The sequence below is a fragment of the Flavisolibacter ginsenosidimutans genome, assembly GCF_007970805.1.
Taxonomy (GTDB): domain Bacteria; phylum Bacteroidota; class Bacteroidia; order Chitinophagales; family Chitinophagaceae; genus Flavisolibacter; species Flavisolibacter ginsenosidimutans.
The window spans coordinates 67221-88602 of sequence record NZ_CP042433.1 but is presented as its reverse complement, the minus strand read 5'-3'; the positions used below and the strand labels follow the sequence as shown (position 1 = coordinate 88602).

General features: G+C 46.7%; 16 protein-coding genes. 3 read left to right on the top strand and 13 right to left on the bottom strand.

Annotated features, from left to right (window positions below):
- Positions 1-42: 42 nt before the first annotated feature.
- From FSB75_RS00325 to FSB75_RS00300, 6 genes are read right to left on the bottom strand one after another with little or no spacing between them, the layout of a single operon-like run.
- Entirely contained in the window at positions 43-1467 is a 1425-nt protein-coding gene (locus FSB75_RS00325; protein WP_227990718.1) for a neutral/alkaline non-lysosomal ceramidase N-terminal domain-containing protein, read from the bottom strand.
- A 2-nt stretch (positions 1468-1469) separates the two neighbouring features.
- A complete protein-coding gene (locus tag FSB75_RS00320; RefSeq protein WP_146781311.1) occupies positions 1470-2552 on the bottom strand; it encodes a dipeptidase in 1083 nt (360 codons plus the stop codon).
- Between the two features lie 6 nt (positions 2553-2558).
- Positions 2559-3506 carry a 3-hydroxyacyl-CoA dehydrogenase family protein gene (locus tag FSB75_RS00315; RefSeq protein ID WP_146781309.1) on the bottom strand — a complete coding sequence of 316 codons (948 nt, stop codon included), beginning with the start codon at positions 3504-3506 and terminating at the stop codon, positions 2559-2561.
- 13 nt (positions 3507-3519) lie between these two features.
- On the bottom strand, positions 3520-4824 hold the full coding sequence (locus tag FSB75_RS00310) for an aspartate aminotransferase family protein (protein ID WP_146781307.1): 1305 nt from the start codon (positions 4822-4824) through the stop codon (positions 3520-3522).
- A 53-nt stretch (positions 4825-4877) separates the two neighbouring features.
- A complete protein-coding gene (locus tag FSB75_RS00305) occupies positions 4878-5864 on the bottom strand; it encodes a 3-hydroxyacyl-CoA dehydrogenase family protein (RefSeq protein ID WP_146781305.1) in 987 nt (328 codons plus the stop codon).
- Position 5865: 1 nt separating this feature from the next.
- Positions 5866-6255 (bottom strand): RidA family protein, encoded by a 390-nt coding sequence (locus tag FSB75_RS00300; RefSeq protein WP_146781303.1) that lies wholly within the window; start codon positions 6253-6255, stop codon positions 5866-5868.
- 168 nt (positions 6256-6423) lie between these two features.
- On the opposite strand from FSB75_RS00300, the gene FSB75_RS00295 reads away from it, so the two are divergent.
- The 3 genes from FSB75_RS00295 (at position 6424) to FSB75_RS00285 (ending at position 9992) form a co-directional block, all read left to right on the top strand.
- Positions 6424-7293, top strand: a complete 870-nt coding sequence (locus FSB75_RS00295) for an AraC family transcriptional regulator (RefSeq protein WP_146781301.1) — start codon at positions 6424-6426, stop codon at positions 7291-7293.
- A 119-nt stretch (positions 7294-7412) separates the two neighbouring features.
- Complete coding sequence (locus FSB75_RS00290; RefSeq protein ID WP_146781299.1) at positions 7413-8588, top strand: iron-containing alcohol dehydrogenase; 1176 nt, start codon at positions 7413-7415, stop codon at positions 8586-8588.
- A 30-nt stretch (positions 8589-8618) separates the two neighbouring features.
- Complete coding sequence (locus FSB75_RS00285; RefSeq protein WP_146781298.1) at positions 8619-9992, top strand: NAD-dependent succinate-semialdehyde dehydrogenase; 1374 nt, start codon at positions 8619-8621, stop codon at positions 9990-9992.
- A gap of 47 nt (positions 9993-10039) precedes the next feature.
- Here FSB75_RS00285 and FSB75_RS00280 read toward each other — a convergent pair whose 3' ends face one another.
- The 7 genes from FSB75_RS00280 to FSB75_RS00250 form a co-directional block, all read right to left on the bottom strand.
- Positions 10040-10903, bottom strand: a complete 864-nt coding sequence (locus tag FSB75_RS00280; RefSeq protein WP_146781296.1) for an aldo/keto reductase — start codon at positions 10901-10903, stop codon at positions 10040-10042.
- A gap of 99 nt (positions 10904-11002) precedes the next feature.
- The gene (locus tag FSB75_RS00275) at positions 11003-11935 is read right to left on the bottom strand and encodes a dihydrodipicolinate synthase family protein (protein ID WP_146781295.1); all 933 of its coding nucleotides are present in this window, start codon (positions 11933-11935) and stop codon (positions 11003-11005) included.
- Between the two features lie 4 nt (positions 11936-11939).
- A complete protein-coding gene (locus FSB75_RS00270) occupies positions 11940-12890 on the bottom strand; it encodes a 6-bladed beta-propeller (protein ID WP_227990717.1) in 951 nt (316 codons plus the stop codon).
- A gap of 63 nt (positions 12891-12953) precedes the next feature.
- Positions 12954-14426 (bottom strand): RagB/SusD family nutrient uptake outer membrane protein, encoded by a 1473-nt coding sequence (locus tag FSB75_RS00265; protein WP_146781292.1) that lies wholly within the window; start codon positions 14424-14426, stop codon positions 12954-12956.
- Between the two features lie 11 nt (positions 14427-14437).
- Complete coding sequence (locus FSB75_RS00260; RefSeq protein WP_227990715.1) at positions 14438-17641, bottom strand: SusC/RagA family TonB-linked outer membrane protein; 3204 nt, start codon at positions 17639-17641, stop codon at positions 14438-14440.
- A gap of 275 nt (positions 17642-17916) precedes the next feature.
- Entirely contained in the window at positions 17917-19062 is a 1146-nt protein-coding gene (locus FSB75_RS00255) for an SGNH/GDSL hydrolase family protein (RefSeq protein WP_146781290.1), read from the bottom strand.
- Between the two features lie 41 nt (positions 19063-19103).
- Positions 19104-21353 (bottom strand): alpha-galactosidase, encoded by a 2250-nt coding sequence (locus FSB75_RS00250; RefSeq protein ID WP_146781288.1) that lies wholly within the window; start codon positions 21351-21353, stop codon positions 19104-19106.
- Positions 21354-21382 lie beyond the last annotated feature (29 nt).

Below are 21382 nucleotides of genomic sequence, written 5' to 3'. Positions count from 1 at the left end.
TTTTTGACGACTTTTCTGAATGATGAACAAAAGGAGAGAAGCCTAGTGCTTTAACGGAACTGTAAGCAATTCCTGAATTAACGCCAATTGCATCTTTCTTAAAATCTCTTCTGCATCTGTTGCCAGTTTACTTGTGCGGCTGCGCCAGGTTTCGTAACCACCTACAGCAAACTCGTGGGCCGGCGGCACATACCCCTGATTGCCGTTTGCTAAACCAATTGTAAAATACTTTGTGCCCGCATGCGCCTTCAACCACAAACCTGTTTCTGCAAATATCTCCCCTCCCATGCCTCCGATAACACCGTTGCCCATTTTTATTGCGTGCAACGGAAATTGAAGACTATCGGGCAGTTCGTTCAACAATACTTGTTCGCGAGCATAAAGACTGCGAAGACCGGCATCGTCAATCTCTAAGTTTTCATAATTGCTTTGTCGAACAATTTCTTTTGCTGCTTCCAATTCTTGCGGCGATGGTTTGCGTAACGCTACTTCAACTTCGTCGTATTGAACGGCGATTGATGAATCTTCCTGCCATTGCGCTTCTTTTAAAGCAACGGAAACTTTCTGCGCAATCTCACTACCAATTAAGCTACTCTTTTGAAAATGTCCGGTTGGATAATGTGTGGGTTCAGCAAATTCCCAAATGTTTCCATCGCCGCTGGTGCCGTTGCTCATGATGCCAACGAAATCATCACTTGCGCCTAATTTTTCCTGCAAGGTTTTTGCAAAGTAGCCGAAATAATCGGCGGAGATGGTGCCGTTCTCCCAATCGCCAACGTAATGCAAAGAATAATTCGCCAACACGCTGATCCAGCCTTCGTCTTCACCTTTCACGGCAAGAAAACTTACCTGTGGGTCTGTCGTTGCACGTGGGCGGTCGATGAATTCACCAGAACCAATTGGATTGGTTTTGACTTCATCAACTCCACCACTAACGGGATTCTGCGGTGTGTAACCAGGCTGCATGTAATAACGCCGGCAGCGAACGTGCTGCGGCACATCAACACTCCCGAAAGCTGTTTTTGCCGGGCGCAATCTCTTCTGCGCTTCAACAATCGCTTGCACAACCAAGCCGGGTAATTTTTTGGTGTAGAGCAAATCGGCTGCAGACAAATACACCGATGCAACGGAACCAGCGGCATGTGTGTGCGTTGAAGACACCAAAATATTTTCAACAGGAATTCCGACTTGAGCTGAAGCCTCCTTACGAATTGCATCAACCAGTTCTTTCGGCATCACGCAGATGTCCACTACCACAAACGCAACGGTTGTTTTTTCGTCTTTCACTACCAGAGCTTTTGCGTAAAGCGGGTCATGGATGTAGGTGGCAAAATGCGTAACAAAGTCGCCGTTGATAAACGTACCAAGCGGCGGCGTAATGTCCGTTTTTCCAGCACCCGCCAATAAGTGATGAGAAACTTTTTTATAAGTCGAACTGCGCATGTTTAAATCATCTTTATCATTCATTCTTAGCTCCAAGCCTTTCGCAAAAACCGTAACCAGTTTTTCGAAAAGATATTTTCAATGTCGTCTTTCTTATAGCCCCTGTTCGCTAAAAGCTCTTCGTATTTCTGAAGGTCAGCAATCGAATTCAAATTCCAGGGAGATTGTTCAGTGCCGAAGATTCCATCCAAATCACTACCGATTGCAACGTGCAAGCTGTTGCCGGCAAGCTGACAAATATGATCCCAATGGTCAATCAAATTTTCCAGTCGAATGTTCAATTGCCAGGGGTCGGAAACGGTATCAATAAAACGAACGTCCATGGCCCAGCAATCAAGCATCCCGCCAATCACAGCGCCTCGCTCAATTAACCGTTTTATTTGTTCGTCGTTCAATTGTCGCTGGTTCGGAACAATCTTGCGAACGTTGTGATGGCTTGCCCAAACCGGACCACTGTAACGGTCAAGCACCTGGTCAAAACCATCGTCAGTTAAGTGCGTTACATCTACAATCAGGTTTAGCTTTTCAATCTCTTTCAATAATTCAAAGCCAAGAGGCGTAAGCCCACCTTCCATCTTCGTTCCCGGCGCATAACGGCCCGGACCAAAATGCGAAAGACCAATGGCCCGAAGCCCATGAGCATAAGCCTTGTGCAAATACGAAATATCAACCAACGAATCGGCGCCTTCCAAACTCAGAATATAGCCAATCGGTTTCTTTTCATCGGGCTTTTTCTCATCTTCCCACAAAGCCAAGTGACTTTCCAATTGTTCAGCATTTGTGATTTGCACCATCTCGCCCAGCGCTTCCATTTCACAATACCAGGCAAGTTGCGCTTGCGTCATAGCCCATGCCTGCTGCGGCGAACTCCAACCGGCCAAGGCACTGCCCGGTGGCGTGTAACGGGCCAGTTGTGTAGCCACTACTAGACCGACTTTTCCTTTGCGCAACTCTGGCAAACACACCGTTCCTTTTCCTCGGTCGGGCTTATCCTTCATGTGCATTTCACGCTGCCTGATTTCCGTCAAGGGTTGCCGAAGGTCACGGTTCCATTCAATGGCGTTCATGGCAAGATCAAGATGGGCATCAAAAATGAAAAGCTTCTTCATGTGTGACTAAGCATGTGTACCGTTGTGCTGGTAATTGAACGGGTATTTGTCAATGATTTCTTCGATACGGAAACTGAACTCACGAAAGGTTTCCTGCCACTGTGCCTTTTCCTCCGGTGTGTAGTTGTAAAGGCCTTTGCCGTTTTCCATACCGTTGCCTCCTTCGCTCAAAATATCAACAAAGAATTGGGGAAGCCTTTTCTCCCGTGAAAGGTCGGGGTTCAAATCCTTCATCACCATCCCGTAAGCGTAGGTGCCCATTAAATCCATGTAACGGCAATTGCCCGCAAAAGGCAAGTAATAACCAGCATCGTTACGGCAAGCACGGTCAATGTCTTCAACGGAGGCATATCCGTTTTCAACGAGGTAAAATGCTTCGCGAACCATGGCGCTTAACATGCGACTGCGTACGCCAAAGTTTTCAACAACGTAAGCATCCTTCTTCCACGTTTTTGCCAACACTTTTATTTTGTCGAGAACTGTTTCAGCCGTTTGATTGTTTCGTATGATCTCTAAAAAGCGGGTTGTATGCGCAGGCTCGGTCCAATTTAGTCCAATGATTCTTTCCGGGTGCAAACAGCTTTGCTGAATTGCTTCAAGACTGATGCTCTCCGTATTTATCGCGATGATAGCATCAGCAGGTAAACATCTTGCCAGGTCCGTTATAACCTGCTGTTTCTTCGAAACATCTTCTTCGGTTATTACAACGGCTAACCTGTAGTTGTTTACAGACGCTAAGGACGACAAGAACTTGAGGCGTTCAAGTGATACTGCCTTGTTCCGCTTCTTCATTTCTGCTAGCTGCTCGAGCAACGTTGTTTTTGCTTTTCGAACATCGCTCGTACAGAAATGAACAACTTCATTTGCCTTTAGTAAACACAAAGCAATGCTCTCCGCAAGACTTCCATCTCCAAGCAGCAAAACCGGTTTTGTATCTGAATTGTTTTCTATCATGAAGAAGAAAGACTTAAATGTTTTTCAAAACAATGCGAGCCGTGTTAATAGCCTGCTCAACATCCTTCGCGGTGTGTGCAGCGCTGATGTACCACAAGCCACGGCCAATGATGCGAACGCCTTCGTCGTGCATGCCGGCAATAAAGCGGCCCAACTTTGCCTTGTCGTAGGAAAGCGTATCTCGGTAATCTTTCACCGCTTCTAAATTTGTAAAGCCCGTATGAAACATCGGACCGGGCCCTTGAATCAATAAATTCTGATTCGCCTCAAAGGCTATTTGCTTTAAGCCGTTCATTAGTTTTTGCCCCAGGTTGAACATCCGATCATACGGCTTTTCTTTTTCTAAGACTTCAATGGTTGCAAGAGCCGCTGCCACTGTTGCGTTGCTTGAGTTCATGGTGCCGGCTTGTATTACCGTTCCGTCTTCCAACAGATTTAGCCATTCTCTTTTTCCGGCAATCACACTCAAAGGATAACCACTGGCGATGGCTTTGGCAAAAATGGAAAGGTCGGGTGTAATGCCGAAGTGTTGTTGTGCGCCGCCGAGTGACAAACGAAAGCCCGTAATGACTTCATCAAGAATGAGCGTGATACCGTATTGGTCGCAAAGTTTTCGAAGGCCCTGCAAGAAACCTTTGTTTGGCACAATGCAACCGTTGTTGCACATCACTGGCTCGGTGATGATGGCGGCAATTTCATCGTGATGTTTGGCAAGTGTTTCTTTAAGCAATTGAAGGTCGTTCCAAGGCAGAACAATAAATTCATCTCTTGAGCCTTGCGGCAAACCCTGTGTCCATGGAAACACATTGGGAGATTCTCTGCTGCCAAGGTCTTCGGGTGATTTTGCCGAAAGTCCCCAACACACATTGTCCAACCAGCCGTGGTAATGACCTTCAAAACGCAGGAACTTTTGCCGGCCCGTTTTTGCGCGGGCAATGCGAAAAGCCGTGTGTACCGCTTCGGAACCATCCAGGCAAAAACGCATGAGTTCAGCCGACGGAATGAGTTGACTGATTTTTTCTGCCAACTCAATTTCACGCAAATGTTGTCCAGCAAAAAGTTGCCCGTTCTCCGAATATTCGTTCACGCAATTCAACACATGCGGATGCGAATGACCGAGGATCAAAGGCCCCTGGCTCAACGTAAAATCAAGGTATTCGTTTCCGTCCGCATCATACACGCGACTTCCTTTACCGTGCGTGTAAAACAAAGCATGGGGATAATTGTATTTTCTGAATTCAGAAGACACACCGCCGGCCAAAACTTTCTTGGCTCTCTCCAGCAGTTCTCCTGATTTTTTATAACGATTTTCGCTCATCAAAAAAGTATTGAAGTTTCCAAAGAATGATTACAAGAACTGCTTTAACTATTTTACGCTGATTGCTTTACTGGCTCTTTTCTGCTAGACGGATAAAGCGCAGCCAGGCGGAAAATTTCTTTGTTGAAAACGGCGAAGGCTTCTTCCCATTCTTTCGCTTCTTCTGATGAATAAGGATACAAGCCTTTTAAATTTTGCGTGCCTCTTGCATTGTCGTCAACCATTTGCTGCATCACGTGCGGCACACGGCTTTCGTTGGAAAGTGTTGGCAAAATGTTTTTCAAAATCGTTGCCCAATCCGCCAACCCACAATAATCCATTCTGCGAAAAACGCCCATGAAGGTCATCCAAGAACCGGCGTCGTAGCGAAAAGCTTTGTCGGCATCTTCCATGCTGATTCGACCGGCTTCCACCAAGTGCATGATCTCACGGTACACCGCATACATCAAACGATTGGTAATGAAACCGCGAATGTCTTTGCGCAACAGCGTGGGTTCTTTACCCCAACGATGTGCCAGTTCAAACACCCATTCCGCATAGCTCATGCAGGTTTTATCGCCGCAGGTAATTTCCATGAAGCGAGTGGCATAAGCAGGTTCGGCCCAGTGGATGCCAAGAAAGCGCTCAGGATTCGGCACAAGACTTTGCAACGTTGTAATGGCAATGGCGGATGTGTTGGAAGCAATCACCGCATCGGATTGTACAACCACTGCAATTTTATTGTAAACAGCGGCTTTGATGCGAAGATCTTCAATCACGCATTCGAACACAAGGACGCAATTCACAAGCGTGTTGTAGTCTTCTGTAATCGCAAGATTTTTTTCGTATGGATAAGGGTGTTCATCTAAAAGCCTCGCTTCACGACACTCCTCCAGATGACCAAGAATGCGGCCTCGTACTTGCTGCATATCGGCAGAGATGGGCGCAACCGCTTTCACTTTATGCCCCGCCATTAGCAGCGACACAACAATGCTGCTACCCATGAGTCCAAGGCCCACAACGCCGACTTCAATAGCTTCCGGATTTGTGCTACGGTTCATGTTATCGGAGAAGTTTTACAATGCAATCAATTTCTACTTTCAAGCCTTCCGCTAGTACCGATTGCACCGTTGTCCGTGCCGGACGTATGCCGCTAAAAAACGTTGCGTACACCTTGTTGTAGCGATCAAATTCGTTGATGTCGGCAAGGTGTACCGTGCACTTTACCACATCGTTCATTGTAGCGCCGGCTGCTTCTAAAATGGCTTTGATGTTTTGCAAGGTGCGTTCCGTTTCTTCTTCTATTGTTCCCAATATAAATTTTGACGTTGCGAAATCAACCGACGCTTGCCCGCTAACAAAAAGAAGATCGCCTACGACAACTCCATCCGAATAAGCGCCTGTTTCAAATTGGGGGTTTCGCTGGGGATGATTTATTTTCCTTTTTTCCATTCCGCTGTAAATATTTAAGGGAGAAATTTTTTGAGAGGTGTGTATCAAAAGTAGCAGCCGCGCTTCTCTAAGCCTATTACTTTTCTATTCAATTGTAATACTATCTTACGGTGCTTTCAGCGCCGTTTCTTTAATTTGATTAAAATTACACCTGACAAAACTCCTTTTATGAAAGCCATTGAACAACGACTGCCACAGGAATTTGATAAGTCATTCATTGTCTTTCGGGAAACAGGCCAATATTTTCCTTGTCCCTGGCATTATCATCCCGAATTTGAATTGGTGCTTATAACCAGCAGCACCGGAAGGCGAATGGTGGGTGACCATATTGGTTATTTTGAAAAAGATGATCTTGTGTTTATGGGTCCCAAACTGCCTCATGTTTGGATGAACGATTCGGAATACATTAACGGCGAAGCGGATTGTTTTGCAGACGGCATCGTGATCCAGTTTGTCGAAAACTTTTTGGGCGATAAATTTTTGAACATACCTGAAATGGCGGGCCTAAAGAAGATGCTGGAACTGTCAGGCCGCGGTATGGTTATTAAAGGCCAAACCAAAGAGAAAATTAATTCATTAATGAAGGAAATGGTAAATATGAATGGTCTTCAACGACTGTCAGCACTGTTTACCATCTTTGATTATTTGGCTACTACTACGGAATACGAATTACTGGCCAGTCCGGGTTATGTGCAGAAAACAACGGTGCAATGCTCCGACCGTTTTAATAAAGTAACGGAGTACATCATGCGGAATTTTGACAGCGACATTACGCTCCCGGAGGTTGCATCCGTATCGAACATGGCCATCACGACGTTTTGCAACTTTTTTAAAGAACATTACCGCGTAACTTTTATCGAATATTTGAATACCGTACGCGTTGGCTATGCCTGCAAACTGCTGGCGGAAAAAAATAAAAACGTGGTTGAAGCAGCCTATGAAAGCGGGTATAAAAACCTCGCAAATTTCAACCGGCAATTCAAAAAGATAAAGAACATGACACCAACCGAATACCGCCGAACGGTAAACATGGAGTAAAAGTCATTTTTGGAAAATAGTATCAGCTTCTCAGACATTAATAGTAAGGTCAAGTAACTGATCAGTGTACATTCGTTGCGTTTCCAAATCATTCTTCGAACCGGCAAACGCTACCGATTATGCAAGCTATCAGAATTGCTCCTTCTCCCCTCACCCACATCGGCTGGGGCGCACTGGAAAAATTAGATGATGAAATAGAACGCTTCGGCAACCGCATGTTGGTGGTGGCTGATCCTGTATTAAAAAACATCGGCCTTCTTGACAAGCTCACATCACGTTTGGCCAAACAGGATTTTCACGTTGACGTCTACACGGATGTGATTCCCGAACCCTTGGTGGAAACAGGCGAAAAGTTAGTGCAACATGCACGTTCCGGCAATTATGATTTGGTAATTGGAATTGGCGGCGGCAGTGCATTGGACCTGGCAAAACTGGCCGCTGTCTTCGTCAAAAACGAAGGCGAGGTAAAAGACTATCTTAACCTTTCCGGTACACGAAAATTAGCAGACAAAGGACTTCCCAAAATACTAATTCCGACCACATCGGGCACCGGTGCTGAAGTAACGAATATCTCGGTGTTGGCGCTCCAAAATACAAAGGATGTGATCACACACGATTATCTCCTTGCCGATGTTGCCGTTGTGGATCCCGAATTAACGGTGACCGTTCCGCCGAGAGTAACGGCAGCTACAGGTGCTGATGCGTTAACACATGCCATCGAAGCCTTTCTTTCTGTCAACGCAAATTCTTATTCAGACGGCCATGCTTTGCAAGCGATAAAGCTCATTGGCGCATCACTAAAAAAAGCCGTAGCCAACGGCAGCGACAGGGAAGCAAGAACAGCCATGTCGTATGGCAGTTATCTTGCCGGGCTATCATTTTTCAATGCAGGTGTGGGTGCCATTCATGCCTTGGCTTACCCATTGGGCGGACAGTTTCACCTAGCTCACGGCGAATCCAATGCAGTGCTTATTCCCTACGTGTTGGGCTATATACGAAAAACCTGTTCGTCGCGACTGGCACTTATCCTGCCGGCACTCACCGGACAACATCACGAGTTGCCGGAAGAAGAAGCATCGGTAAAATGCATTGAAGTGCTGGCTACACTGATGAAAGATATTGGCATACCGCAAACACTCGGTGGCTACCAAATTCCGCCCGAAGCAGCAAAGGCATTGGCGCAAGATGGGATTAAGCAAAAACGCCTGCTTGCACGGTGTCCTATGCCTTTAACCGAAGAGCAGATTTTTGATATTTATAGCGCTGCGTTCGCCGGAACCATTAGAACGGCATGATCGTTTTGATATTCTTATAAACATCTTTTCATGAGCATACAATCCATCAACCCCATTAACGGGGAAACGGTAAAAACCTATAAAGAAGATTCAACGGAACAAATACGGCAAAAGATTGAAGCGGCTCAGGTAGCCTGGCAAGACTGGCGACGCACCTCGTTTGAAGAACGAAGAACGTTGTTGGCAAAAGCAGGGACAGTATTGCGTGAACGAAAAAATGAACTGGCCGAACTGATGGCAATCGAGATGGGCAAACCGTTAAAAGACGGTGTTTCAGAGATTGACAAATGCGCCTCGGTTTGCGATTACTATGCCGCTAACGGTGAAGGTTTTTTGAAGGATGAAGAGATAAAAACAGAAGCGTCAAATAGCTTCGTCAGTTTTCAGCCGTTAGGTGTTGTATTGGCCATCATGCCCTGGAATTTTCCGTTCTGGCAAACCTTCCGCTTTTTAGCGCCGGGATTAACGGCAGGGAACTGCGGCTTGCTTAAACATGCCTCCAACGTGCCGGGTTGTGCGTTGGTGATTGAAGAAATTTTATTACAGGCAGGTTTTCCAAAAGGCGTATTTCAAACCCTAATGATTGGCAGCAAAGCTGTGAAGGAAGTTATTGCGCACCCCCATATAAAAGCTGTTACGCTTACCGGCAGCACCAACGCAGGCATACAGGTAGCGCAACAAGCAGCTTCGCTCCTAAAAAAGACGGTACTGGAATTGGGTGGCAGCGACCCATACATCATCCTGGAAGATGCCGATCTGGAAGCCGCAGCCGAAACCTGTGCGCTCAGCCGTTTAATCAACAACGGGCAAAGCTGCATTGCTGCCAAACGATTTATCGTGGTGAAAAGCGTGGAAGAAAAGTTCACGGCGTTGTTTAAAGAGCGAATGGCGGCCCGCATCACCGGCGATCCTTTTGATGCAAAAACAGACCTCGGCCCGATGGCACGCATTGATCTCCGGGATGAATTGCACAAACAGGTTTTGGAAAATGTAAAGGCCGGCGCCAAATTAATCCTGGGTGGCACACTTCCTGCCGACAGCGAAAACGATGCGTTTTATACGCCAACAATTTTAACCGGCATGAAAAAAGGAATGCCGGCTTACACCGAAGAAATCTTTGGACCGGTTGCTTCTATCATTTCTGCAAACGACGTTGCCGAAGCGGTACAAATAGCCAATGATACGCCGTTCGGATTGGGTGCCGCCGTGTTCACGGCCGATATTTCGCTGGGTGAGAAAATTGCCCGCGAAGAATTGCAGGCCGGCTCCTGCTTTGTGAACACCAATGTGCGAAGCGATCCGCGGCTGCCTTTTGGCGGCATCAATCAATCAGGGTATGGACGTGAACTTGGCTTGTTTGGCATCCACGAGTTTGTAAACGTCAAAACAGTTTTGGTAAAGTAGATTGATTCAGTCAGCTCAAGAGACTAACTTGACTTTCTTTAAACTCACTACCCTTCTAATTCGGCAAAAAGGGCGGCATCAAAAAAAGACAAGGCTTTAAATGCCTGATCAAGATGCTGTGTTGTGCGGCCGCCAACAAGCACCGTCGAAACATCTTGGTGAAGTGCCCAGGCCAAGGCCAAATGAACCGGCGTGTAGCCTGTACGTGCGGCCACTGAGCGAAGACGTTCGAGTCTTTTGAAAGCTGCATCCTGAAAGTAAATGTTTTGATGCCCAGGCACGAGGTCAAACCGGCTGCCCGACTGAACATCTTGGCCGTATTTGCCAGTGAGAAATCCCGCTCCCAAAGGACTATAAGTTACTATCTCAATATTATTCTCAACACAAACCCGCCGAAAAGCATCATCAATATCACTAACAGCAAGGTTGTGATTGTTTTGTACGAACTGGAAGGTTGAATAAGAATACTGTTCTTGCAGTTGCAATAAATTTTCAAGTTGTTTAGCAGAAAAATTACTAGCGCCTAAAGCCTTTACTTTTCCTGCACGAAGCAAATTGTCCAGTGCTGATAAACATTCTGGCGTTTCACAGCTTTCATCCCAGCGGTGCAGGTACAAGATGTCAATCGCATCAACACCCAGACGTTTCAAACTGTTTTCTACAGAAGTGGCTATGTTCAAGAGATCAAAGGGAGGCAAAATTTTGGTCGCGATAACCAACCCGGATCGTTGTCTTGTTTTAAGCCAGTGTCCTATTATTTCTTCCGATGCGCCATTGCCATAAGCCGCCGCTGTGTCAAACATTTTAATCCCTTTGCCCAAAGCATGATCCATCATTTTGAAAGAAGCCGCTTTATCAATCTCTCTTCCAAAGGTCACACAACCTAAGCCGATAGCAGCCTTTGTCTTCATTCCTTTTGTTTCTTTATTTTTTTACAAGACTTCTTCTTCATCTTTAAAATTCGATCAAGAGGCTACTTAATTCCAACAACTTTATTGTCTGCACCGGTGTCAAACATTTTCGAAAAATTCAGGCAGTAGCTTTTTGCATGCATCCCTTACTAAAATGATTTCCTTTCTGCTTACCGCTTGATACGGCCATCGCAAACGCGGGCCACTGTCCGCCCAACCGGCAAGGCAGGAAAGCAGTTTGTCAATGGCCGGATCGGCATAAGCATTTTCAGTCATCAGCGGCACAATTACTTGCTGAATAAATTGTTGAATGCGGCCTTCCAACTCCAATGCTTTTGGCATATCGTCGGCCATGCTTTCGTACCATTGTTGCGCAATAAGCGGATGAATACACGCCACATTAGAATAAGCGCCGTGTGCACCGCGACTGATGCCCGTTGCCATGCGGCTGCCCGGAATAAAAACAGAGAAGTCAGAAATGCCGTTCATTTCAGCGTACCACTGTTCGTCGCCGCCGGCTGTTTTGCAACCCACAACCGGGATCCCTTCCGTTTTTATTTTGCGATACTCTTCCGGCAGCAATTTACGTTTGGCATGTGGGGGATTATAAATAACCAAACCTACGTCACCGGCTTCTCTTGCCATGCGTTCTAAAAACCGAAGCATTTCCGTAAACGAAGGCGGAAACCAATCAGGTAATATGACCTGTATTGCACCGGGCTTTAACTGCACGGCCCTGCGCAAACGCTCGAGAGAAATCTTTGGGCTCATGTGGTTGCAACCAATCTGAAATGGCTGGCCGGCAGCATTGCATTTCTCGGCCAGCAATCCGTTTACCGCATCAAATTCATCTTCGGTTTGATTGTAAAATTCCGCAGCCGTTCCGTTAGAGTAAATGCCGTTTGGACGCATTGAGATGAGCCGGTCTATTTGGTCGGAAAGTTTTGTGTAGTTGATGCTTTCATCTTCTTCAATAGGCAGAAAAATCGTTGCCCAGTTGCCAATGATCTCAGTACTTTTTAACGGCTTCATACAGTCAGGCAATACATTGCAATTTTAGTGGAAAGGTTTTTCCTGCTTTCCATTGGCACACGTAAATATTTTTGTCATCGTCTATACACACATCATGCGGATGAATAAAAATTTTCTCTTCCTGGTGTTGTGGCAACAAGCTTCCATTTACATACTCGGGGGCAGAGCCGCCTGGCGTTGACACAACTTTATTTTCTTTATCAAGAACGGTAATGTAACCCGAGCCAAAGGCGGTATTTGAACCCGAACGAAAAACAGCCGCATACAAATAATCGTCTTTGATTACGGGCCGGCATACAAAAGACCCAGGGAGATTGATTGTTTCAATGTATTGGCCATCCATCGTAAAACGTTTGAAACAATTCTGGTTGCGTGAGGTAATCAGCAGTGTTTTCTTATCGCTTCTTCTGTTGTCAATTGCGATTCCGTGTACGCAGTCAAACTGTTCGTTGTTGTTGCCCCGCCCGCCCCAGTGCCGAATGTATTCACCTTTGTTGTTGTATTGAATCACATACTGCAGGCCGTAGCCATCGGTAACATAAATGTCGCCGTTATCTGCAATGGCCGTTTCGGTGGGCAAGAATTGTTCAGCAGCTGAATACAGGCCCGCTTCTTTGGGGCAATCGAGAATCATCAGCACCCGTCCACGTAAATCAGTCTTTATCACCTGGTGACGGTCGTGATCGGAAATAAAAATGACTTCTTCGCCCCCTTGCTCGTGCAAACTCAACCCATGTCCACCGGGGTAATCACGTCCCCAGCTATCAATGATCCTTCCGTCTTTGTTGTAAACAAGAATATTGTTCTTCACTTCGTTAGTCAATAAAAACAAGCGTCCGTTTTTATCAATCACCATCTCGTGGCAATCGTTGACAGAATAATGATTTCCGTACCGGGAGCCCCATTTTTTGTCTACTGTATACCGGTGATTGTTGTGACCAATGATTCTTTCCATTTTTTGCATTCAACTTTTGCAAAAACGAAAAAGCAATCCCTACCGAACTGCCTTCATTATCATTTATTGCCAACCGGGGTTTTCCGTGACCAACGGTTCAAGACTTCGAATGGTTACGCCGATGGGGAATAACAACAAATCGGCGGATTTGCCCTGCATGGAAGGCACCAGGTTAAACACCTGACCAAAGCGAATGAGATCCCACCAACGCTTGCCTTCTGTAGCCAGTTCCAACAATCGTTCTTTCAGAATGGCCGCATCGTTTTGTGCTTGCGTGCCGTTCACAAAAACATGGCTGCTGTAGTTGCTGCCGTAAGCCCGTTGCCTCACTTGGTTTATTTCAGCTGACGGATCCTGACCGAGTGCATTTTTCGCTTCGGCTTTTAGCAGCAAAACCTCTGCGTAGCGGTAAATCATCACATCGGTATAAAAGCTGCGAACACCGCTGCTGACGACGCCGTTGCCCTTGGTGGTAATAGAAGTGACGTAGTTATTCGAGTTATCGTAAATCTCATAAAACGTCCCGTTGCGCCGTTGGTCGTCGGTGGTAAATTGGCTGCGTACAGCCGGTGCAATTTGCATGATGTTTTCTGCAGGGCTAGACGCCAAAGTACCGATCGCAGCAAGTGTTGTTGGCGACACATTGGAGATAACCCTCACCGCCATGTTCATCCAGTAATTAAAGCCTGTATTTGCCGGCACATCGAGCAATTGAAACCGCACACTCATCAAAACTTCTTTGTTGCCTTTGTTTGTGTAACTAAAAATATCGCTGTAGCTGGGAAGCAGGGTGAAATCGGAAGAAGAGATATCATTCAGCGCATTTAAAGCCGTTGTAAAATCAGCCGTTCCGCCATTTAAGACCTTGCCTGTCCATAAGTACACATCGGCCTTTAGGGCATTTGCTGCAGGCTTACTCCAAGACGAACGGCTTGCCGACGGGGTGTTGCCTGCGTAAAGGGAGAGAGCCTTGTCCAAATCGCTTTTGATCAATTTGAAAACATCCGCTACTGAAGAACGGGCAATTTGAATGGTGGCAGGGTCATAGGATTCAGTCGGCTCTGTCCGAATGGGTACGCCGCCCCAGCTTCTTACCAGCACAAAATAATTAAAGGCACGCATGGTATAAGCTTCCGCCAGGGCATTGTTCTTTGCCGCTTCGGAAGTGAACGTAATGTTGGGTGCGTATTTAAGAATAAGATTTGCGGAATTGATCGTCGTATAAAAACTCATCCAGTTCGGTCCGGGGTTGCTCACCGTTAGCGTGTTTTTGTAATACTTGTCGAGGCCCGTCGTGCCCGCAGCGGCCGATGTCAGCACTTCGCTTCGGCCTTCGCCTAAAAAAAACATGTCGCTTGTGGCCGAAAGGCGCAGGTTATAATACATACCCCGCAGGGCGCCCGTTATATCGTCTTGCGTTTTAAAAAAAGAAGCGGAGGTAATAGTGCTTATGGGGTCTACCTCAAGCGCCTTTTTGCAGGAGCTTACCACCACCAAAACAAGCAAGATATTGATCACGTAGTTCAGCTTTTTCATACTCTTTTTGTTTACAGATTGATGTTAAGGCCTATGGCATAAGTCCGGGCAATGGGATAATGGCCGTTGTCCATACCGCCATCTTCAGGATTCAGGCCTGTAAAGGAGGTGAAGTAATGCAGGTTGGTTACAGTAAAACTTATCCGGGCACTGCTCAATTTTGCGCGGCGTACCAACGATTCAGGCAGGCGATAGCCGAGCGAAACTTCGCGGATGGCGAGGAAGTCGCCTTTCTCGTAATACGTGGAATTACCCTTGAAAATGTTTCCGGATTGATCTTGCCAGGTATAGCGTGGCACCGTGGTTATTTGTCCCGGTGTCTTCCACATTTTGTCAATATAACTCTTCAGCGGCAAGGCATCGCCCTGGGCCTGCGAGTTGGCAATCACCGCCGGATAATTGTAGATGGTGTTGCCGGTGGTAAAATCGGTGCGGATGTTCAGGCTAAGGCCTTTGTAGGTAAGAAAGTTGTTAAAGCCCCCCGACCACGTTGGATAAGGATTGCCTACATATACCTGGTCTCTTGAATCAAGAATTCCGTTGCCGTCAAGATCGGCCCATTGCACGTCACCACCGTATCGTGTTTTGTTAGCAGATGCCGCGATGTTGTCAATCGGTGCTTTGGCCGCGTCGGCATCGGTAGCATAGATGCCCAACTGTTTATACGCGAATAAATCGCCTACGCGTCCGCCTTCCTGCAAGCCGCCCATGTACACGTATGATTTGCTGGATGGATCGTACACGAGTACACCGCCTTGGCGATTTTTGTCTATTCCGTTGAAAGGAAGTTTGAGAATCTTCCGCGAGGTCTTTGCTGCATTCAAAAACATCTGCCATTTCAGGGCGGATTTTGACGGGAGAACGTCAATGTTCAACTCAAACTCAACACCCCTGTTTTCCAAACTTCCGAAGTTGGTAAACACGCTAGCAAAACCGGTGGAAGCAGGCAAACTAACCGTAGTTAAAAGATTGTCGGTACGTCTTACATAGTAGTCAAAAATGATCCCCACTTTGTTGTTAAAAAGACCAACGTCCGCACCAAAGTCAAGCGTTTTTGATTGCTCCCATTTCAGGTTTTCGTTTGGAATTTGACCGGATAAAATAGCCGACTGTCCGCCATACAGAGAAGTTGTGGTGTAACTGCCCTGCGGTTGAAAATCGCCCAGACCCGAGATGTTACCGTTCACGCCATAGCTGGCTCTCAATTTCAACTGCATCGTATTTGGCGAAAGCAGGTTCTCGTAAAATTTCTCACGGTAGACATTCCAGCCTGCGGAAATGCCGGGGAAGAAACCAAATTTGTTTTTTTCGCCAAGATTGGAAGCGCCGTCATAACGGGCATTCAACGACAACAAATATTTGCTTTCATAATCGTAATTGATCCGCGAAAATCCGCTTTGAATAATAAGATCAGAGATGGTGCTGCTGATTGCGGTAGGTGAACCGGCCGCATTCAGGGTTGTAATCAAATCCGTGGCTGCGTTTTGTCCGCTGGCAGACAAGGTTGTATTCTCCCGAAAATAGTGCGAGAAGCCGCCTTTAATTTCAACGTTATGTTTGGCAGCAAACGTGTGCTGGTAAGTCAATACGGCGTCGGCCTGGTATTGGCGTACACCGTTGTTACTGGCGCTTTGGTTGCGGGTGGTTACCAACGTACCCACTCCGTTCAGTAAAGCGGCGGGTTGAAAAGAATAAACTGGCGTGCTCTCGCGGAAGATGGAAGCAAGTGGTTCAAAGGTCAAGCCTTTTATTATCGTCCACCGTCCACCAAGCGACATGGTGGTGGTTTCGTCGGCGGTATTTCCTTTTGGCGCATATGGTCCCGTAAAATAATAATCGGGGTTGCCAATAGAACTGTTCTGTCCTGGAGCGATGGTGCCGTCTTCAAACGTATACTTTGCTGTACCGGGCAGCGAGGCCGAACGATAAAAAAGATTGGCGAGGTTGGCTATTGTCTTGTTGGTGCGATAGGTATATTGAAGCTTTCCAAACACGTTGAAATTATCGGTCACTTTATAGCTTCCGTTCAGGTTAAAGCTTAAACGTTTGTAATTCGTTTCAATGGCGATACCCTGCGAATTCAGGTAGCCAAGTCCTGCATAGAACGTTGCTCTGTCAGTGCCGCCGGAAAGATCAAGATAATGATCGTTGGTAAAGGCATTGCGATAAATCAGGTCCTGGTAATTCGTTTCGTTGAAGATGATTGTTTTCGTGGGATCAATCGGGTCCTGCATGCTTTGCCAGCCCTGGCCAAGTTTGAATTGATTGGCCGGCGAGAGATACATGGTGGTAAAGGCCGTGGCGTTCGTAAGATCATTGCCCGTGCCGCTGCCGTTTGCTTGTGTTAACCGGTTTATCAACGTGGCATTGTACACGGCTGCCGCTTTTACGCCAAGCCGGTTCCAATAAATATAGTCCTGTGCACTGGCATACTCCATCAATTTAAGCGGCCGTGCCAGCGAAGCATTTACCGTGTAACCAACCCTTGTGCGGTTAGGCCGGCCGGATTTAGTAGTGGCAATGATTACACCGTTCGATCCTCTTGCGCCGTAGATGGCTGTAGAAGCCGCATCTTTTAAAACTTGGATAGATTCAATGGCAGCGCCGTTAATGTCGTTCAAACCGTTAGGCCGTATAACACCGTCCACAATGTAAAGTGGCGCAGCGCCGTTGGGATTGTTGATGGAAGTACCGCCGCGTAAAATAATGCGCGGTGCAGCACCCGGTTGCCCGCCACCGGTTGATTGCACTTGTAGCCCGGAAATGTTTCCTTCCAACGCGGTACCGATGTTGGTAAACGTGGCATTTTCCAGCACACGTGTATCCAGTTTAGACACAGCCGTTGTTAGCTTTTGCCGTGACTGCGAACCGTAGCCGATGACGACAACTTCATCCAGCTTCGATACATTTTCATCCATCGTCAGATTCACATCACTGCGTCCATTGATGGCAACTTCTTGTGGCTTAAACCCGGTAGAGGTAAAAACCAGCACAGGGTTGTTTCCGGAAACAGAGATCGAGTAATTGCCATTGTTGTCGGTAATCGTTGTTGCAGTCTTGCCTTTTTCAGTGACCGTTACTCCGGGAATACCGGCGCCTTTTGCATCCCGCACCACGCCGTTGATAACGCGTTGTGCAAACGATGCGAAGAAAAACAGTTGAAACAAGATGACGAAAACCGCCGGTAGAATTTTCGTAAATGAACATGTCTTCACGACAGACGTTGGCGAGGCCATGGTCCTGCAGGGAAATTCAGTCATAACTGTTATTTAGTTGGTTGAGAATGGCAAGACGCCACAGGAGCGATCTTAAATGCCGTACTTGTCAATATTTGTTAAGCTTATACTGTAAGTTATTTTGAAAAAAAGAAGCCAAAACCGCCGTGGAAAAATACAACCACAAAAACATAAGATTGTATTATGGAATACGGTGTATATGATGCGCATCAAATACAGCCAATTATTACCTTCTAAAGAAAGGCGTTGGCTGTTTACCACTTCAGGTTTTGATCAATAAACTTAATGAGACTGGCGGCCATCTCGGCCTGTTGCTTTACCCGCGGATGTCCAGGAGTGCCTTTGTACGGGAAAAAGTGCGTGTATACTTTTTTGTCGTGCAAAGAAGCGACGGCTTTTTCAACATAGCCCGGCCACTTCGAACCTGCCCGGGTAATTTCCATGTCGCCCAGCACACAAATAATAGAAGCGTTGGGATAATGTTTACGCAATATTTTAATGAACGATGCGTAAGACGATATAATAAAATCTTCTGTTGGAGGTGTGTTTCCAAATCGCTTTTTAAAATGCTCATCGGAAGGACGACCGATAACAGCTTTATCATTCTCCAACAAATTAACCACAACGACCTGCGGCTGATAAAGCGAAAAGTCCCACACATCGGTTGAATCGAAAGGATTGCGGAGGTTATAAATCTCCGGCATGATGGCTTTGCGAAAGCCAGCTAGCAAGCCAATACCGCTTACTGCAATGCAGGAGGACTGCGCACCAAAATGCCTCGCCGTAAGCGATGCATAAGAAAGGTAATTATTCTCGTAGAAACTTGCACCCGAATCACCACCAGTTGTGTCTTCTACCGCATGGCCACACGTGATGGAGTTGCCGTAAAATTCCATTCGCCGCAGCTTGCGTTGAGGCGCGGATAATGCCTTTCCGCCCGGCAGTGAAAAACCGTAAAACCTTGTATAACCGCGACGGTATTCGCCGTTGATCTGCGTCCGCTTAAAGAGTTCCGCCACATGCTCACCGGGCGATAAATTCTCCGCAAGCGTATACCATTTTTTTGCGCTGTCAATTTTTAGTTTTTGTACAACCGCGCCGTCAATAATCACATTGAAATAATTCTGCCCGTTGTAGTCTTCCATCAGCGCTTTAAGATTGCGACCACTAAAACGGATGCGGGCAATACTTCCCGACCAATACAATTCAGCGGCACCATTTTTCTCTCCTATGCGTCCATCATATTGAACTCTTTTGTCGTGGAAAGGAATAAAATTTTCATCATCAACATTACTGCTCGCAGATCTTTTCACTGATCCGCAACCCAAACAAAGCAAAGCCAAACAATACACAATGACGCCTGCCTTCTTTGAGAGATGTTGCCTGTTGCAGCGTTTCATGACGCAAAAATTATTTTCTCATTGAGGATACTTCAATTTGTTCACCGTTCGGCATTCAACAGAAACACAGCACTTTCAAACGAATTCTTCACCGGCCATTCCATACCAATGTTCATGAGGTAATCGCCGGAATAAGCCGCACCTTTATCGGCTTCATCTCCCGCTTTCCGAATGCGGTATTGTTTGGAAGAATCAAGCCCTCGCAGCTTTAACGTCGTAGATCCTTTGTCGGCAAACTGTGCACCTGTTAGATAAGCAGCCTTGTTATAACCACCCGATTCGTAGATAGCCAGGTTGTAACAGAACAACACGGCAGAATCGCTGTTCTCGCTGGTGTATTGCAGCGAGCAGCGGTTGTGCTCAAAAGGTGAAACCAGCCGCGATACAATTCCCTGCTGAACCAACGGGCGGATTTGCTTGTAAAGAGTAATTTTCTTTTTCGCCAGTGCCGTTTGTTCTGCGTTCCATTTGCGGATGTCGTAACCAATGCCCAACACGCCGCTCATCGCAACATCAAACTTGTACGACAACGACGGGCTGATTTGAACCTGATTGGCAATGCTTTCAATCACCCAGGAAACCATCGTGTTGGCCGGCAAGGCGCCAAGATAACCGTATTGAATAAAGAGCCGGTCAACGGCCGTGGAGTTATCGCTTGTCCATGCCTGGTCCATTCGCGACATCATGCCTAAGTCAACACGACCGCCGCCACTGGCGCAGCTTTCAAACAATACTTCCGGGTATTTTTTTGTTAGCGTATCCACTAACCGATAGAGGTTTTTTATAAAGCGGATGCGCACTTCTTTTTGCATGTCGGGAGATGCGTCAGCCCAACCGGGATCTGAGATGACGCTGTTCTGGTCCCATTTTACGAAGTCAATTTTATTCTCCCGCAGCAGCCGGTCCAGCGATGAGTACAGGTACGAAAAAACATCTTCCCTTGCCAGGTTTAGAAATACACGACCGGGTGTTTTCCGCCGTCGTGGAAATTCCAAAATCCAGTCGGGATGCTCTTTGTATAAATCCGTTTTCAGCACCACGCTTTCGGGTTCTACCCAAATGCCGAATTTCATGCCCAACCGATGCACGCTGTCAATCATTGGTTGCAGGCCGTTCGGAAATTTCTTTTGATCCACTACCCAATCACCCAAACCTTCGTCTCCCTTCTCACGGTTTTTAAACCATCCGTCATCAATTGCAAACAATTCCACACCTAGGCCCGCAGCAATCTTTGCCATCGCAATTTGCTCGTCTTCCTTCAGGTGATACGTAGTGGCGTACCAACTGTTGAAAAGTATGGGGCGCATTTCGTCGCGGTGATTTTGGCGAAGAATGGATTTGCGCACATAAGCCGCATTGCTTTGTGCCGCGCCTTCCGCTCCACCGGATGTATAACCTACCGAAAACTTTGGCGTTTCAAATGTTTCGCCGGGTTTGAGCGTCCATTCGGTATCCCAGAAATTAATGCCACCGGTAATCTGCAAGGTGGAAGCATACGAGCGGTCGTAAGTATTGTCAAAAATGAGCCGCCAGTTGCCGCTATAATGCACCGACCCAAACCAAGCCGGCCCCTGTAAATCGTTCGCAGAACTTTTAGGCCGTACCAAGAACCAGGGCATGTTGTTGTTTGATTTAAACATGCGGTTTTCAATGATTTTTAGTCCCGGCGAAAGGGTGGAATTGTATTGATTAAACTCGGAAAGCTCCATGCCCGAAAGTTGCGACAGCACGTATTCATCCGGCGGCAAAAAAATGCTTCCGGATAAAGCGTTCTGTAACTTTATGTTTCCCTTCTTGCCGGTGTTTTTTATCTCCATCCATTTTTCCAGCACGTCAAACTCAGGCAACACACGTATGTACGAGGTTACCTGCAAGGGATAGAGCCGGTCTCTTTCTATGATCTTTAACGTGGACCTGTTGTCAATGTTCACTACTTCGCCCGAAACATATTCCAAATCCGCATCGCGAACATTGTCGTTAAAGATGACTTCAAGCGTTGGCGTTTTGGTGGGATAGCCGCCGCGCACCGGGATTTCCTCAATACGCTGTGTCCAAAGCGTTGTTCGCTTTTGATGCACGGCCTGCGCTAGCGGACCGTAAAAGACCGGGTACAGTCGTTTGTCGCTTGATAGCAACAATTGATAAGCAGACGACTTTGTGCGAATGATCCAACCACCGTTTGGATCGGGCACGGATTGAATCGCTGTTGTATTTTGTGCAAATGCAGCGTTGAATGAAAAAAGAAGTAAAATGAAACAATGCCGTCCTCTCTTTAAAAAGGAATGGTCCATTTCTATATGATTTATGATTCTATTGTTTA

Coding starts and splice junctions, on each gene's coding strand:
- FSB75_RS00325 (WP_227990718.1), bottom strand. CDS start 1,467: ATGAATGATAAAGATGATTTAAACATGCGCAGTTCGACTTATAAAAAA.
- FSB75_RS00320 (WP_146781311.1), bottom strand. CDS start 2,552: ATGAAGAAGCTTTTCATTTTTGATGCCCATCTTGATCTTGCCATGAAC.
- FSB75_RS00315 (WP_146781309.1), bottom strand. CDS start 3,506: ATGATAGAAAACAATTCAGATACAAAACCGGTTTTGCTGCTTGGAGAT.
- FSB75_RS00310 (WP_146781307.1), bottom strand. CDS start 4,824: ATGAGCGAAAATCGTTATAAAAAATCAGGAGAACTGCTGGAGAGAGCC.
- FSB75_RS00305 (WP_146781305.1), bottom strand. CDS start 5,864: ATGAACCGTAGCACAAATCCGGAAGCTATTGAAGTCGGCGTTGTGGGC.
- FSB75_RS00300 (WP_146781303.1), bottom strand. CDS start 6,255: ATGGAAAAAAGGAAAATAAATCATCCCCAGCGAAACCCCCAATTTGAA.
- FSB75_RS00295 (WP_146781301.1), top strand. CDS start 6,424: ATGAAAGCCATTGAACAACGACTGCCACAGGAATTTGATAAGTCATTC.
- FSB75_RS00290 (WP_146781299.1), top strand. CDS start 7,413: ATGCAAGCTATCAGAATTGCTCCTTCTCCCCTCACCCACATCGGCTGG.
- FSB75_RS00285 (WP_146781298.1), top strand. CDS start 8,619: ATGAGCATACAATCCATCAACCCCATTAACGGGGAAACGGTAAAAACC.
- FSB75_RS00280 (WP_146781296.1), bottom strand. CDS start 10,903: ATGAAGACAAAGGCTGCTATCGGCTTAGGTTGTGTGACCTTTGGAAGA.
- FSB75_RS00275 (WP_146781295.1), bottom strand. CDS start 11,935: ATGAAGCCGTTAAAAAGTACTGAGATCATTGGCAACTGGGCAACGATT.
- FSB75_RS00270 (WP_227990717.1), bottom strand. CDS start 12,890: ATGGAAAGAATCATTGGTCACAACAATCACCGGTATACAGTAGACAAA.
- FSB75_RS00265 (WP_146781292.1), bottom strand. CDS start 14,426: ATGAAAAAGCTGAACTACGTGATCAATATCTTGCTTGTTTTGGTGGTG.
- FSB75_RS00255 (WP_146781290.1), bottom strand. CDS start 19,062: ATGAAACGCTGCAACAGGCAACATCTCTCAAAGAAGGCAGGCGTCATT.
- FSB75_RS00250 (WP_146781288.1), bottom strand. CDS start 21,353: ATGGACCATTCCTTTTTAAAGAGAGGACGGCATTGTTTCATTTTACTT.